This is a genomic window from Phaeovulum vinaykumarii (assembly GCF_900156695.1).
Taxonomy (GTDB): Bacteria; Pseudomonadota; Alphaproteobacteria; order Rhodobacterales; family Rhodobacteraceae; genus Bieblia_A; species Bieblia_A vinaykumarii.
The window spans coordinates 103894-117125 of record NZ_FTOM01000003.1 but is presented as its reverse complement, the minus strand read 5'-3'; the positions used below and the strand labels follow the sequence as shown (position 1 = coordinate 117125).

General features: G+C 68.0%; 12 protein-coding genes. 4 read left to right on the top strand and 8 right to left on the bottom strand.

Annotation, left to right across the window (positions count from 1 at the left end):
* Positions 1-7: 7 nt before the first annotated feature.
* A complete protein-coding gene (locus BW949_RS08615) occupies positions 8-376 on the bottom strand; it encodes a DUF6476 family protein (protein WP_235816251.1) in 369 nt (122 codons plus the stop codon).
* On the opposite strand from BW949_RS08615, the gene BW949_RS08610 reads away from it, so the two are divergent.
* From BW949_RS08610 to rpoH, 3 genes are all read left to right on the top strand, one after another.
* Positions 360-1409 (top strand): RluA family pseudouridine synthase, encoded by a 1050-nt coding sequence (locus BW949_RS08610; protein WP_097177014.1) that lies wholly within the window; start codon positions 360-362, stop codon positions 1407-1409. The genes BW949_RS08615 and BW949_RS08610 overlap by 17 nt on opposite strands.
* Positions 1410-1467: 58 nt before the next feature.
* The gene (locus BW949_RS08605) at positions 1468-2802 is read left to right on the top strand and encodes a hypothetical protein (protein WP_076365144.1); all 1335 of its coding nucleotides are present in this window, start codon (positions 1468-1470) and stop codon (positions 2800-2802) included.
* A 226-nt stretch (positions 2803-3028) separates the two neighbouring features.
* Positions 3029-3934, top strand: coding sequence for an RNA polymerase sigma factor RpoH (rpoH, locus tag BW949_RS08600; RefSeq protein WP_076365142.1), 906 nt, complete (start codon positions 3029-3031; stop codon positions 3932-3934).
* A 151-nt stretch (positions 3935-4085) separates the two neighbouring features.
* Here rpoH and BW949_RS08595 read toward each other — a convergent pair whose 3' ends face one another.
* The 6 genes from BW949_RS08595 to BW949_RS08570 form a co-directional block, all read right to left on the bottom strand.
* Positions 4086-5381, bottom strand: a complete 1296-nt coding sequence (locus BW949_RS08595) for a branched-chain amino acid ABC transporter permease (RefSeq protein ID WP_076365140.1) — start codon at positions 5379-5381, stop codon at positions 4086-4088.
* Positions 5378-6388 carry a branched-chain amino acid ABC transporter permease gene (locus BW949_RS08590; RefSeq protein ID WP_076365138.1) on the bottom strand — a complete coding sequence of 337 codons (1011 nt, stop codon included), beginning with the start codon at positions 6386-6388 and terminating at the stop codon, positions 5378-5380. Before BW949_RS08590 ends, BW949_RS08595 begins: the two co-directional genes overlap by 4 nt.
* 122 nt (positions 6389-6510) lie before the next feature.
* A complete protein-coding gene (locus tag BW949_RS08585) occupies positions 6511-7221 on the bottom strand; it encodes an ABC transporter ATP-binding protein (RefSeq protein WP_076365136.1) in 711 nt (236 codons plus the stop codon).
* Positions 7214-7996, bottom strand: a complete 783-nt coding sequence (locus BW949_RS08580; RefSeq protein ID WP_076365134.1) for an ABC transporter ATP-binding protein — start codon at positions 7994-7996, stop codon at positions 7214-7216. Before BW949_RS08580 ends, BW949_RS08585 begins: the two co-directional genes overlap by 8 nt.
* Positions 7997-8131: 135 nt before the next feature.
* The gene (locus tag BW949_RS08575; protein ID WP_076365132.1) at positions 8132-9316 is read right to left on the bottom strand and encodes an ABC transporter substrate-binding protein; all 1185 of its coding nucleotides are present in this window, start codon (positions 9314-9316) and stop codon (positions 8132-8134) included.
* 119 nt (positions 9317-9435) lie between these two features.
* On the bottom strand, positions 9436-10542 hold the full coding sequence (locus BW949_RS08570) for a GlxA family transcriptional regulator (RefSeq protein ID WP_083947674.1): 1107 nt from the start codon (positions 10540-10542) through the stop codon (positions 9436-9438).
* Positions 10543-10833: 291 nt separating this feature from the next.
* Here BW949_RS08570 and BW949_RS08565 point away from each other — a divergent pair, with 291 nt between their 5' ends.
* On the top strand, positions 10834-12204 hold the full coding sequence (locus BW949_RS08565) for a class II 3-deoxy-7-phosphoheptulonate synthase (RefSeq protein WP_076365130.1): 1371 nt from the start codon (positions 10834-10836) through the stop codon (positions 12202-12204).
* Between the two features lie 178 nt (positions 12205-12382).
* On the opposite strand, the gene BW949_RS08560 is transcribed toward BW949_RS08565, so the two are convergent.
* Complete coding sequence (locus BW949_RS08560) at positions 12383-13186, bottom strand: PAS domain-containing protein (RefSeq protein WP_076365128.1); 804 nt, start codon at positions 13184-13186, stop codon at positions 12383-12385.
* Between the last annotated feature and the right edge of the window lie 46 nt (positions 13187-13232).

Below are 13232 nucleotides of genomic sequence, written 5' to 3'. Positions count from 1 at the left end.
GCTCGGCTCAGGGCGCGCGCAGCTCGGCCTGTCCGCGCAAGGCGCCGTCGGCCCCGTAGAGAAGCACCGTGCCGGGGCGGGCCGGGTCATCGGTTTCGGTCAGGATCACGATCTGGCCCGTGGCGGTGAAGCTGACGGCCGCGGGGCGCACCCCTTCGGGCAGCGCCAGCGTCGGGGGCAACCGGTAGGTGACGCCAGGCGCCGCGCCAGTGCCGCCGCCCCCCGGCAGGCGGATGACAAGCAGCGCGATGATCGTTACAAGGCCCGCAATCATGGTCGCGGTCAGCACCGTCACCAGGATCTTCAGGAAACGCACTTCGGGGGGGCGCGCATCGGGCGCGTCGGGCGGGATCTCGGACATGGACGACTCGGGCATCGGCGAACGCATCCTCCGGGTGGTGATCGGGCCAAACCCGCCCGCGCGTCTTGATAAGGCGCTGGCCGGCGAAATTCCAGAGGAAGCGGCGATCTCGCGCTCGCGGCTGGCCCGTCTGATCGCCGAAGGTGCCGTGGCAGGCCCCGCGGGGCCGGTCGCGGATCTCAAGGCGCGCGTGGCCGAGGGCGAGGTCTATACCATCACCCTCCAGCCCGCCCGCGAGGCCCGCGCCCGCCCCGAGGCCATCGCGCTCGACATCGTCTGGGAGGACGACGATCTGATCGTCATCGACAAGCCCGCGGGGCTGGTCGTGCATCCCGCGCCGGGTGCGCCCGACGGCACGCTGGTCAATGCGCTTCTGCATCATTGCGGCGACAATCTCTCGGGCGTGGGCGGCGAGAAACGTCCCGGCATCGTGCACCGGATCGACAAGGACACCTCGGGTCTGCTGGTTGTCGCCAAATCCGACCGGGCCCATCACGGGCTGGCCCGCCAGTTCGAGGCCCATACCGTCCACCGTCATTACCAGGCGCTGGTCCATGGCGTGCCCTCGGCCGCCGATCCGCGGTTGCGCGGCCTGCGCGGGGTGGGCTTCGAGACGGGCGGCATCCTGCGCATTGCCTCGCAGCTGGCGCGCCACCCGACCGACCGCCAGCGCCAGGCGGTGCTGTTCGAGGGCGGCCGCCATGCGGTGACGCGCGCGCAGGTGCTTGAAGGCTTTGCCGGGGCGGTGGCGCGGGTCGATTGCTGGCTCGAGACCGGGCGCACGCATCAGATCCGCGTGCATATGGCCTATGCCGGGCATGGCCTTGTGGGCGACCCGACCTATGGCGGCAAGCGCCGGGTTTCGGCGCGCACGCTGGGCGCGGCGGCGGCCGAGGCGGTTGCGGCCTTTCCGCGTCAGGCGCTCCATGCCGCGACGCTGGGCTTCACCCACCCCCTCAGCGGCGAGGATCTGCGCTTCACCTCGCCCCTGCCCGCCGATTTCGCGCAATTGCTGGCACTTCTGCGGCAGGGCGCGGGGGCGGATTAAGGCGGCCTTTGCCTTTCCGGTTCAGGCTTTCGCGGGTATGTCCCCAAAGGGCCTTGCCATGACGATGAATTCTTCCACCACCGCCCTTGCGCTTGTCTCGACGGCCCCGCGGCCACGGCAGGATGTCGCCAGCCTCTATGCCGAGGACGAGAAGGTCCGCGCCGCCGAATTCGCCGCGAACACCGCGCATATCGAGGCCGTCAGCGCCGGGGCGCCCGCCTTGGGCAGCCGCTCCGGGACCGGCTCCGTCACGGGCACCGACACGGGCGCGACCACCGGCCGCCGGACCGGCGCCGTCAGCAGCCGCGAGGCCACGCGCCTCAGGGCTCGCGCGGCGGAGCTGGGCAAGGCGCTCGACCGGCTGATGATGTCGACGGGCACGGCCCCTGAAGGCACGGTTCTGGCGCTGATCCATGGTGCGGCCTCGGGCAAGGGCGGGGTGACGCTTGCGGCCTCGGCCGATCGGATCGTCGGGGTCTATACCGACGACAAGGCGGGCCTCTCGCCGCAGCGCTATTACAACGACGCCCGGCTTGACGACCAGCTGGCGCTGCGCGCGGGCGAGGTCGGCAGCGTCTACACCGACGGCGGCGACGATGTGGTGGCGATCGAGGCCGATCTGGTCGAGAGCATCTACACCGGCAACGATTCCGACGTGGTGGCGATCACCGGCAACGTGGTGCGCAGCGTCTACACCGACAATGACGCGCGCCATACGCCGCAGGGCCGGGCAGGAACGGATGCGGTGGCGATCAACGCCCGATATGTGGACAGCGTCTATACCGGCGGCGGTGCCGATGCGGTGGCGATCAACGCCCATGTGGTCGAAAGCGTCTATGCCGGGGCGGGCAATGACGCGATCCGCATCTCGGCCGATCTGGTGGCGGGCATCCATGGCGATGACGGCGACGATGTGATCGACGTGACCGCCACCGCGGGCCGGGCGGATGGGTTTGTCGGATTTGCGCCGTCCATGCCGGATCTGTCCACGACCGAAGGGCGCATGGCGGCCACGGCGCTCGTGGGCGGTGTCGATGGCGGCGCCGGCAATGACACGATCCGCGTCGCGTCCCAGGGCCCGATCGAGGTGGCGGGCGGCACGGGCGACGATTCGATCCGTCTCGAGGGTGGCACGGTCGGCCTGGTCTGGTCCGCGGGCGACGGCAACGATCAGGTGGCACTTGGCGCCGGGACCGAGGTGGTGGTGCGGCTCGATGCGCGCGCGGGCAGCTTTTCGGTCGAACGCGGCGAGGACAGCCTGACGCTGCGCATGGGCACGGGCGGCGCGATCACCTTCACCGGCGTCAGGGATGCGGGGATGATCGCCGTGACCGGGGGCATGACCCCCATGAGCGTTCTTTCCGAAGGCGCCATGCTGGACCGCAGCGCCTGAGGGCGGGATCCCGGCGCCGGCGGCGGATCGGGCGGGTCGGCGGCGGATTGGGGGGCGATCACGCTCGCGTCATCGCCGCTTGTGTTGCGACGGAAAGCCGTTCATCTTCCGTTCAGTTTCCGTCGCATAAGTGGTTGCGCCGGGCAACGCGTCCCGCGAAGGTGCCGGTCTGGACCGCGCCTGGCCCCTTTTGGGGGCGCGCACGAACAAGGGAGAACGACGCAGCATGACCAGTTACGCCAATCTTCCCGCCCCGAGTCCCGAACAGGGGCTGAACCGTTATCTTCAGGAAATCCGGAAGTTCCCGCTGCTGGAGCCTGAACAGGAATACATGCTGGCCAAGCGCTGGGTAGAGGATCAGGATACCGAGGCCGCGCATCAGCTTGTCACCTCGCATCTGCGGCTGGCCGCCAAGATCGCCATGGGCTACCGCGGCTATGGGCTGCCGCAGGCCGAGGTGATCTCGGAGGCCAACGTGGGCCTGATGCAGGCGGTCAAGCGGTTCGACCCGGAAAAAGGGTTCCGGCTGGCCACCTATGCGATGTGGTGGATCCGCGCCGCCATTCAGGAATACATCCTGCGTTCCTGGAGCCTGGTGAAGCTGGGCACGACCTCGGCGCAGAAGAAGCTGTTCTTCAACCTGCGCAAGGCCAAGGCGCGGATCGGCGCGCTCGAGGATGGCGATCTGCGCCCCGAGAACGTGGCCCGCATCGCCCATGATCTGAACGTGACCGAAGATGAGGTCATCGCCATGAACCGGCGTCTGTCGGCGTCGGATGCCTCGCTCAATGCGCAGATCGGCTCGGCCGATGGCGACGGGGCGACGCAATGGCAGGACTGGCTTGAGGATACCGAGGCCAACACCGCCGAAAGCTATGCCGAGGAAGACGAGCTGCGCGCCCGCCGCGAGATGCTGGGTGCGGCGATGGATGTGCTCAACGAACGCGAACGCGACGTTCTGATGGAACGGCGGCTGCGCGACGATCCGCTGACGCTCGAGGATCTGTCGGCGCGCTATGGCGTCTCGCGCGAGCGGATCCGCCAGATCGAGGTCCGCGCCTTCGAGAAGCTTCAGGCCCGCATGCAGGAGATGGCGCGCGAGAAGGGCATCCTGGAGAGCGCCGAGGCCTGAGGCCCGCGCCGCGCGCGCCCCAATCCCGCACGATCTGACGCGCGCGCCTGTCCCGGCGCGCGCGTTTTTCCGTGTCCGGCCCGCCCCAAGGAAAAACGCCGCGAGGGGGGGGAACCCTCGCGGCGTTTCGTTTCGGGACAGGGCGCTGGCCTCAGCGGCCGGGGATCAGCCCGCGCGGCGAGAAGCGCAGCACCAGCAGCAGGATCAGCCCCATCGTCATCAGCCGCATATGCGCCGCCGAGGCCAGCAGATGCGCCTTGAGCGCCGAGCCATCGGCCATGCCCGAGGTGATCAACTGCATCAGCGCCTGGCCCCAGGGTTCGACCTTGACCCACAGGAACCACACCAGCATGCCGCCCAGCACCGCGCCCCAGTTCGAGCCCGAGCCGCCCACGATCACCATCACCCAGATCAGGAAGGTGAAGCGCAACGGGTTGTAGGTGCCCGGCGTCATCTGCCCGTCCAGCGTGATCAGCATCGCGCCGGCCAGCCCGCAGACCGCCGAGCCCAGGATGAAGATCTGCAAGTGGCGCGCGGTGACGTTCTTGCCCATGGCGGCGGCGGCGGTCTCGTTGTCGCGGATGGCGCGCATCATGCGTCCCCAGGGCGATTTGAGCGCCATTTCCGACAGCCAGATCAGCGCCCCCAGCACCACGATGAACAGCGCCGCATAGCCCAGCTTGACCGCCAGCGTCGAGGCCGTCACCGGATCGAGCCCGAAGGCCGCGGCGCGTTCGACGAAGGCGGGCGAATTCTGGAGGTCGATCTCGTAGGGGACGGGCCGCGGGATGCCGTTGACGTTCTTGACGCCGCGGGCCAGCCAATCCTCGTTGCGCAGGATCGACACGATGATCTCGCCGATGCCCAGCGTGGCGATGGCCAGATAATCCGAGCGCAGCCCCAGCGCGGTCTTGCCGATGACCCAGGCGCCGCCCGCAGCCAGAAGCGCGCCAACCGGCCAGGACAGCAGGACCGGCAACCCCAGCCCGCCCAGATAGCCGGTGCCGGCCGGGTTGATCGCCTCGACCAGGGCGACGGCCGGATCGAAGATCGCGCGATAGAGGAAGAAGCCCGCCCCCAGCACCGCGATCATCGCCAGCGCGCGGGCCGCGCCCCGAAGCCTGCGATTGAGCCAGATCGCCACCGCCAGCGTGACGATGGCCACCGCAAAGGCCAGCAGGATCCCCCAGCCGCCCGCCGAAAAGGCGCCCGGCGTCGGCGGCATGGCAATCAGCACCGGCGCCAGACCGCCCAGCGCCACGAAGCCCACGACGCCGGCGTTGAAGAGCCCGGCATAGCCCCATTGCATGTTGACCCCGAGCGCCATGATGGCCGAGATCAGCCCCATGTTCAGAAGCCCGAGCGCGGTGTTCCAGCCCGAGATCATCCCCTCGAGCACGATCAGCGCCGCCATGGCGGCGAACATCGAAACGGCGCGCAGGTTCATACCGATTTCCCCTTGAAGATGCCCGTCGGCCGGAAGAGCAGCACCACCACCAGGATGGCGAAGCTGACCGCGAACTTGTATTCGGTGGACAGAAGCTGGACCAGGCCTTCGGGTTCCCAGCCCTCGGGCGCCAGATACCCCAGCACCTTCTTGAAGGCATAGGTGATCGAGACCTCGGAATAGGCGATCAGGAAGCCGCCGGCGATGGCGCCGAGCGGGTTGCCCAAGCCCCCCACGATCGAGGCCGCGAAGATCGGCAGCAGCAGGTGGAAGTAGTTGAAGGCCTTGAACGCCTTGTCCAGACCATAGAGCGTGCCCGCCGTGGTGGCCAGCGCCGCGGCAATGATCCAGGTCACGGCCACCACGCGCTCGGGGTCGATGCCCGACAGAAGCGCCAGATCCTCGTTGTCGGAATAGGCGCGCATCGACTTGCCGGTGCGGGTGTGGTTGAGAAACCAGAACAACGCCCAGACCATCAGCCCGGCGGTGACCACCGTCAGAACCTGCGTGCCGCGCAGCGCCAGCCCTTCGGAAAGGCCGGTCGCCTGCTTGAATTCGCGCGCCGAGATCAGGAAGCGCACGCCATCATCGAAGCGGATCTCGTCCACGCCGATGACAAAGCGCGTCAGCCCGTTCATCACGAACATGACGCCGACCGAGACCATCACCATGACCACCGGCGCGGCCTTTTCGCGGCGGTAGAAGCGATAGACCGTGCGGTCGGTGCCCAGCACCAGAAGCGCCGTGGCGGCAATGCCAAGGGGCAGCGCCAGCAGCGCGGTCGGCAGCGGCCCGGCCGAGACGCCCAGCGCCTGCAAGCCCCAGGTGGCCAGGATCACCATCGCGGTGCCGAAGGCCATCGTGTCGCCATGGGCAAAGTTCGAAAAGCGCAAGATGCCATAGACCAGCGTCACCCCCAGCGCGCCCAGGGCAAGCTGTGCGCCATAGGCGGTGGCCGGGATCATCACATAGTTCAGCAGGGCAACGAATGCGTTCAGGATATCCATCAGTTCTCCTCCCGCCGGGCGCGCGCGGGGATGGCGGCCGGGGCCGGGCGCGGGGCGCAGATGTCGGGGCAGGGGTGGTGCGGCGGTCGTGCCGCGCGCGGCGTCAGGGCGCGGGTCATCGCTCAGCCCCCCAGGAAGGTGCGCCGGACCTCCGGGTCGGCCAGAAGGGCCGCGCCGGTGTCGGTATAGCGGTTGGCGCCCTGCACCAGCACATAGCCGATGTCGGCGATCTCGAGCGCCTGGCGGGCGTTCTGCTCGACCATCAGGATCGAGATGCCGGTGCGCGCCACCTCGATGATCCGGTCGAACAGCTCGTCCATCACGATCGGGCTGACGCCGGCGGTGGGCTCGTCCAGCATCAGAAGCTGCGGCTGGGTCATCAGCGCCCGGCCCACGGCCACCTGCTGGCGCTGCCCGCCGGACAATTCGCCCGCCGGCTGGTTGCGCTTGTCGCGCAGCACCGGGAACAGGTCATAGACCTGCTCGATCGTGGGGCGGAAATCGTCCTGGCGCAGGAAGGCGCCCATCTCGAGGTTTTCCTCGACGCTCATCGAGGGAAAGACGTTGTGGGTCTGGGGCACGAAGGCCATGCCCTGGGCCACGCGTTCCTGCGGGCTGAGCCGGGTGATGTCGCGCCCGCCCAGCCGCACATGGCCCCCGCGCAGCTTCAGCATGCCGAAGACGGCCTTCATTGCCGTCGACTTGCCCGCCCCGTTGGGGCCCACGATCACCGCGATCTGGCCCTTCTCGACCTTCAGCGTGCAGCCGTGCAGGATGTCGGCGGCGCCATAGCCCCCGGTCATGCCCTCGGCCAGAAGATAGGGCTCAGCCATTGGCCACCACCTTGTTCTTGAGCCCGGTGCCCAGATAGGCCTCGATGACGGCTTCGTTTTCCATGATGTGATCGGCGCTGCCCTGCGCCAGAACCTTGCCCTCGGCCATGACGATGACCGGGTCGCACAGGCGGGCGATGAAATCCATGTCGTGCTCGATCACGCAGAAGGTATAGCCGCGCTCCTTGTTGAGACGCACGATCGCATCGCCGATGGTGTTGAGAAGCGTGCGGTTCACGCCGGCGCCCACCTCGTCGAGGAACACGATCTTGGCATCCACCATCATCGTGCGGCCCAGCTCCAGCAGCTTCTTCTGGCCGCCCGACAGGTTCCCCGCCAGCTCGTCACGCAGATGCGAAATGGTCAGGAAGTCAAGAACTTCGTCGGCCTTCTTGAGAAGCTCGGCCTCCTCCTGGGCGATGCGGCGGCGCGCGGTCCAGGCGTTCCACAGCGTCTCGCCCGACTGGCGCGCGGGCACCATCATCAGGTTCTCGCGCACGGTCATCGAGCTGAATTCATGCGCGATCTGGAAGGTGCGCAGCAGCCCCTTGTGGAACAATTCATGCGGCGCCAGCCCGGTGATCTCTTCGCCATCCATCATGACGCGCCCCGAGGTTGGTTTCAAAACCCCGGCGATCACATTGAAAAGCGTGGATTTACCGGCCCCGTTCGGACCGATCAGGCCGGTGATCGAGCCGGTCTGGATCTCGAGGCTCGCGCCGTCTACGGCACGGAAACCGCCGAAATGGCGGTGCAGGTTCTCGACCCGGATCATGTTTTCCCCTGATTTCTCGCACGCGGAGACCCACCGCGCGAGCCTTGCCCTTGACGGGCTTGTTCTTCCAAGTTCTTCCAAGACGAACAGCCCGGATCGCTCCGGGCTGTTCGGGGGTTTGGGGAGGGGCGCCGCTCAGCGGTAGCCGACCACCTTCATCTCGCCGTTCTCGAAGGTGACCTCGCGGAACGAGCCGGCGCTTTCGCCGCCGCCGATCATCTCGACCGAGGCGCCGCCGACATAGTCGACATCGCCGCCGTTCTTGAGGATCTCGAGCGCCTTGGCCAGCTCGCCGGGCAGGATCTTCTCGCCGGGGGCGTTGGCCACATCCATGACCTTGTCCTTCCACACGGCCGGATCGGTCGAGCCCGCGGCCTGCATGGCCAGCATCATCAGCGCCGCCGCGTCATAGGCTTCGGCCGCATAGGCCGAGGTGCCGTCGAAGCCCGCTGCCGAGGCCAGTTCGAGGAAGCGGTCGCGGCCGGCATCGCCCGAGGCCGGGTTCTGGCCGAACGAGCCGTCGATCTCGGAGCCGAAATCGTCGACCAGCTTCTGGCCGACCATGCCGTCGGGGAAGGCGAAGGTGTCAAAGGCGCCGGTGTCGAGCGCGCCGCGCAGCACGCCCGAGCCGCCCTGGTCGACATAGCCCGCAATCACCAGCGCATCGCCGCCGGCCGCGGCCAGCGCGCCCACTTCGGCCGAATAATCGGCCTTGCCGTCGTCATGCGCGGCGTTGATCGTGACCGTGCCGCCCTTGGCTTCGAAGGCCGAGGCAAAGCTGTCGGCCAGGCCCTTGCCGTAGTCGTTGTTGGTGTAGGTCACGGCCACCGAATTGATGCCGTGTTCCAGGATGATGTCGGCCATCACTTCGCCCTGACGCGCATCCGACGGCGCGGTGCGGAAGAACAGGCCGTTGTCTTCCAGCGCCGACAGTGCCGGCGAGGTGGCCGAGGGCGAGATCATCACGACGCCGTTCGGCATGGCGACGTTTTGCAGGCTGGCCGTGGCCTCGCCCGAGCACATGCCGCCGACGATGCCGTTGACCTTCTCGACGGTGATCAGGCGCTCGACGCCCGCGGTCGCGGCGGCGGCGTCGATGCAGGTGCTGTCCGAGCGCACCGGCACGATGGTGTCACCGCCCAGCAGCAGACCCGAGTCCGACACTTCCTTGAACGCCAGTTCCGCACCCTGCGCCATCGGGCCGGCCATCGATTCAAGCGGGCCCGTGAAGCCCAGCGAGATGCCCATCTTGATCTCTTCGGCCGAGGCTGCGCCCACAAGCGCCAGACCGGCCGCCGAGGCCATCAGCAGCTTCTTCATCACGTCACTCCCATGTTGACCCGGCTGGAGCCGGTGTTCTGGGCCGCGAGGTTATCCCGCGTGCCGGCAAAAGAAAAGATCGCCGCGACGGGGAGACGGGCAATAACCTGTCCGTTCAGTCAGGAAAAGTCCGCCTCCGGCTGCGGCGCATCGTCCCATTCGGGGTCGAAGGCGCCCTCCCAGGTTTCCTCGGCGTCCGGCATGCCGCCCTGACCCGCCGAGGTGCCGCGCTCGCGGTAGGGGGTGGTCGAATATTGCGCCCGGTAACACTTTGAGAAATGGGACGGGCTGGCAAAGCCGCAGGCCAGCGCCACGTTGATGATCGACATGTCGGTCTGCATCAGAAGGTTGCGCGCCTTCTGCAAGCGGATCTCCATGTAATAGCGCTTGGGCGAGCGGTTCAGGTAGCGGCGGAACAGGCGCTCGAGCTGGCGGGTGGACATGCCCACTTCGGTGGCCAGACGTGCGGGGCTGACCGGGTCTTCGATATTGGCCTCCATGCGCCCGATCACCTGCGCAAGCTTGGGGTGGCGCACGCCGATTCGCGTCGGGATCGACAGGCGCTGGCTGTCCTGATCGGTGCGGATGGCGGTATAGATCATCTGGTCGGCCACGGTATTGGCCAGCCCCTCGCCGTGATCGGCGGCGATGAGGCGCAGCATCAGGTCGATCGCGGCGGTGCCGCCGGCCGCCGACAGCCGCCCGCCATCGACCACGAAGACCGCCTTGGACAGGTCGACCTCGGGGAAGGCCTCAAGGAAACTGTCGTGGTTTTCCCAGTGGATCGTGGCGCGCCGCCCGTCCAGAAGGCCCGCCTTGGCCAGCGCCCACGCGCCGGTGCACAGCCCCCCCACGGCGGCCCCGCGGCGGACTTCGCGGCGCAGCCAGTTGACGACCGGGCGGGTGGTGGCCTCGGCCACGTCGACACCGCCGCAGACCAGGACGGTATCGTCGCGCCCGATCTCGTCCAGCCCCATGTCGAGCGCCAGCCGCACGCCGTTCGAACAGCTGGCCTCGAGCCCGTTCGGCCCGGCCAGCGTCCAGGTGTAAAGCGTGCGCCCCGCCACCCGGTTGGCCAGGCGCAGCGGTTCGAGCGCGCCAGCAAAGCTCATCATCGTGAACCGGTCGAGAAGCAGGAAGACGAAGCGGCGCGGCCGTGTCTCCGGCGCGGCGCGCAGCGGGCGTGAGGCGGAGGAACGGGGCGAGGAGGAACGCGGAGCGGTCATGGCGAACGGTTCGGCTGGAGTGAGTTCATCAAGCAGCCTTTCCAGGCACGCGCAAGCACAGTCTGTTCCGGCTGTCGAAAACTTGTCATGTGTGCCTTTCCGCCTTGGTGAATGCTCATTTCCTGATCACGCAGAAAACTCGGCCTCTGACCGGCCGCCCGGTGCGGGATTTCCGGTGGACCGGCCCTGCGGCGTCTTGCGGGCTTTCCAATGTTTACAGCCCCGCGCGCGGGCGTGTAAGGACAGGCAACCGCCGCACTGCGGCGCCGAGAGGCAAGGGAGAGAGACGAGATGACCGAGGTCTGGCAGAAATCGGACTGGCGCGCGCGGCCGCGGGTGCAAATGCCCGATTATCCCGATCCGCAGGCCGTGGCCGCCGTCGAGGCGCAATTGTCGAAATACCCGCCGCTGGTCTTTGCCGGCGAGGCGCGCCGTCTCAAGGCCGATCTGGCCGCCGTGGCCGAGGGCAAGGGCTTCCTGCTTCAGGGGGGCGATTGCGCCGAAAGCTTCACCGAATTCTCGGCCGACAATATCCGCGACACCTTCAAGGTGATGTTGCAGATGGCGATCGTGCTGACCTGGGGCGCCAAGGTGCCGGTGGTCAAGGTCGGGCGCATGGGCGGCCAGTTCGCCAAACCGCGCTCGGCGCCGACCGAGGTCATCAACGGGGTCGAGCTGCCCTCCTATCGTGGCGACATCATCAACGGCTTCGACTTTACCGCCGAGGCCCGCGTGCCCGATCCGGGCCGGATGCTCCAGGCCTATACCCAGGCCGCGGCCAGCCTGAACCTGCTGCGCGCCTTCTCGACGGGCGGCTTTGCCGATATCCACCGCGTGCAGAGCTGGATCACCGGCTTCACCGATGTCGACGAAGCCGAACGTTATCGCGCCATTGCCGAACGCATCTCGGATGCGATGGACTTCATGGCCGCGGCGGGGGTGACCTCGGCCACCGCGCATGAGCTGGGGGCGGTGGATTTCTACGTCAGCCACGAGGCGCTGCTTCTGGAATACGAGGAAGCGCTCTGCCGTGTCGACAGCACCACGGGCCTGCCGATCGCGGGGTCGGGGCATATGCTGTGGATCGGCGATCGCACCCGCCAGCCCGACGGCGCCCATGTCGAATTCTGCCGCGGCGTGCAGAACCCGATCGGGCTCAAATGCGGCCCCTCGATGACGTCCGACGATCTCAAGCGCCTGCTCGAGAAGCTGAACCCGCACAACGAAGCCGGGCGGCTGACGCTGATCGCGCGTTTCGGCGCGGGCAAGGTGGCCGAGCATCTGCCGCGGCTGATCCAGACCGTGCAAGCCGAAGGCGCCAATGTCGTCTGGACCTGCGATCCGATGCACGGCAACACGATCAAGTCGGCCAGCGGCTTCAAGACCCGGCCCTTTGATGCGGTGCTGCGCGAGGTGCGCGAATTCTTCGCCGTCCACAAGGCCGAGGGCACGATCCCCGGCGGCGTGCATTTCGAGATGACGGGCCAGGACGTGACCGAATGCACCGGCGGCGTGCGCGCGGTCACCGACGAGGATCTGTCCTCGCGCTATCACACCGCCTGCGATCCGCGTCTCAATGCCTCGCAATCGCTGGAGCTGGCCTTCCTGGTCGCCGAGGAACTGCTGGACCGGCGCAAGATGCAAAAGGCCGCCGGGCTCTGATCCCGGCCGCCGGAGGGGGGCACCCCTCCGGCTTTGCCTTTCGCGTTCAACGTCATGCGCGGCGATCTTTTCGCGGGACATGAAGCCTTGGACCATGAAAAAGGGCGCCGCATCACGCGGCGCCTTCTTTCGTTCTGTGCAGGAAACCGGCCGGCCGCGGGGCAACGCGGCGTCGGGGTCAGTCCTCGCTCTTGACCAGGCGCAGCATGGCGCGGCGTTCCTCGGGGGTCAGCACGCGGCGGGCGCTGTCAAAGGCGCGTTGTTCCTCGGCGAAGCCGGCCGGTTGCGGCGCGGGTTTGCGCGGCTCTTCGGTCTTGGCGCGGTTGCCCGGCAGGCTGAAGGGCGAGCGGAAGGTCGAGGCGGGGCGCGCTGCGGGCGCCGGGGTTTCCGGTTGGGTCGGGCGCGGGCGGATGGCGGCGGGCATGTCCACCGGACGGCCGGCGATCACGGGCTTGCTGTCCACCGAGACCACGTCGAAGCGGCGCGGCGTGCGCCCGATCTCCCCGGCCGAGACCAGGCAGCCCAGAACGCGGGTGATGTCGCCCAGATCGGACTTGAGCGGCAGGAGCAGCAGGCGGGCATTCATCGACGGCTTGCCGATGCCGGCTTCGGCGGTCAGCGTCAGCTCGGCCACTTCGGGGCCCTGGAACACGCGCTCGAGCGCCTCGGCCACCTGGCGGCGGGCGACGGGGGTGAAGAAGGCGGTCAGCGGCATGCCGCGAACTTCCATCCCCATCAGGTCCGACAGATGCATGCCGGCCAGACGGAAGCGCGCCATGCCGGGCGCCACGCGTTCCAGGATGAAGGTATATTCAAGGGCGCGTTCGATGCCGCGGGGATCGACGTCCGAGCGGGCCGGGACCGGACGCCCGCCACGCAGCGCTTCCCAATAGCCGCGCAGGTCGCTGATCACGCGCTCATGGGTGTTGCCAAATCCACCAAGGGTCACGACACCGTCCTTCAGGCTGTCTTCGTAGTTCATCTTACCAGTTTCCCTCTTGCGGCAACAGCCATTCGATCGCCGAAAC

What these genes read in the sequence shown, in the direction of transcription:
- BW949_RS08585 (WP_076365136.1), bottom strand. Translation starts at nt 7,221, where the DNA reads ATGGCTGAGCCCTATCTTCTGGCCGAGGGCATGACCGGGGGCTATGGC.
- BW949_RS08575 (WP_076365132.1), bottom strand. Translation starts at nt 9,316, where the DNA reads ATGAAGAAGCTGCTGATGGCCTCGGCGGCCGGTCTGGCGCTTGTGGGC.
- rpoH (WP_076365142.1), top strand. Translation starts at nt 3,029, where the DNA reads ATGACCAGTTACGCCAATCTTCCCGCCCCGAGTCCCGAACAGGGGCTG.
- BW949_RS08590 (WP_076365138.1), bottom strand. Translation starts at nt 6,388, where the DNA reads ATGGATATCCTGAACGCATTCGTTGCCCTGCTGAACTATGTGATGATC.
- BW949_RS08560 (WP_076365128.1), bottom strand. Translation starts at nt 13,186, where the DNA reads ATGAACTACGAAGACAGCCTGAAGGACGGTGTCGTGACCCTTGGTGGA.
- BW949_RS08605 (WP_076365144.1), top strand. Translation starts at nt 1,468, where the DNA reads ATGACGATGAATTCTTCCACCACCGCCCTTGCGCTTGTCTCGACGGCC.
- BW949_RS08615 (WP_235816251.1), bottom strand. Translation starts at nt 376, where the DNA reads ATGCCCGAGTCGTCCATGTCCGAGATCCCGCCCGACGCGCCCGATGCG.
- BW949_RS08595 (WP_076365140.1), bottom strand. Translation starts at nt 5,381, where the DNA reads ATGAACCTGCGCGCCGTTTCGATGTTCGCCGCCATGGCGGCGCTGATC.
- BW949_RS08570 (WP_083947674.1), bottom strand. Translation starts at nt 10,542, where the DNA reads ATGACCGCTCCGCGTTCCTCCTCGCCCCGTTCCTCCGCCTCACGCCCG.
- BW949_RS08580 (WP_076365134.1), bottom strand. Translation starts at nt 7,996, where the DNA reads ATGATCCGGGTCGAGAACCTGCACCGCCATTTCGGCGGTTTCCGTGCC.
- BW949_RS08565 (WP_076365130.1), top strand. Translation starts at nt 10,834, where the DNA reads ATGACCGAGGTCTGGCAGAAATCGGACTGGCGCGCGCGGCCGCGGGTG.
- BW949_RS08610 (WP_097177014.1), top strand. Translation starts at nt 360, where the DNA reads ATGGACGACTCGGGCATCGGCGAACGCATCCTCCGGGTGGTGATCGGG.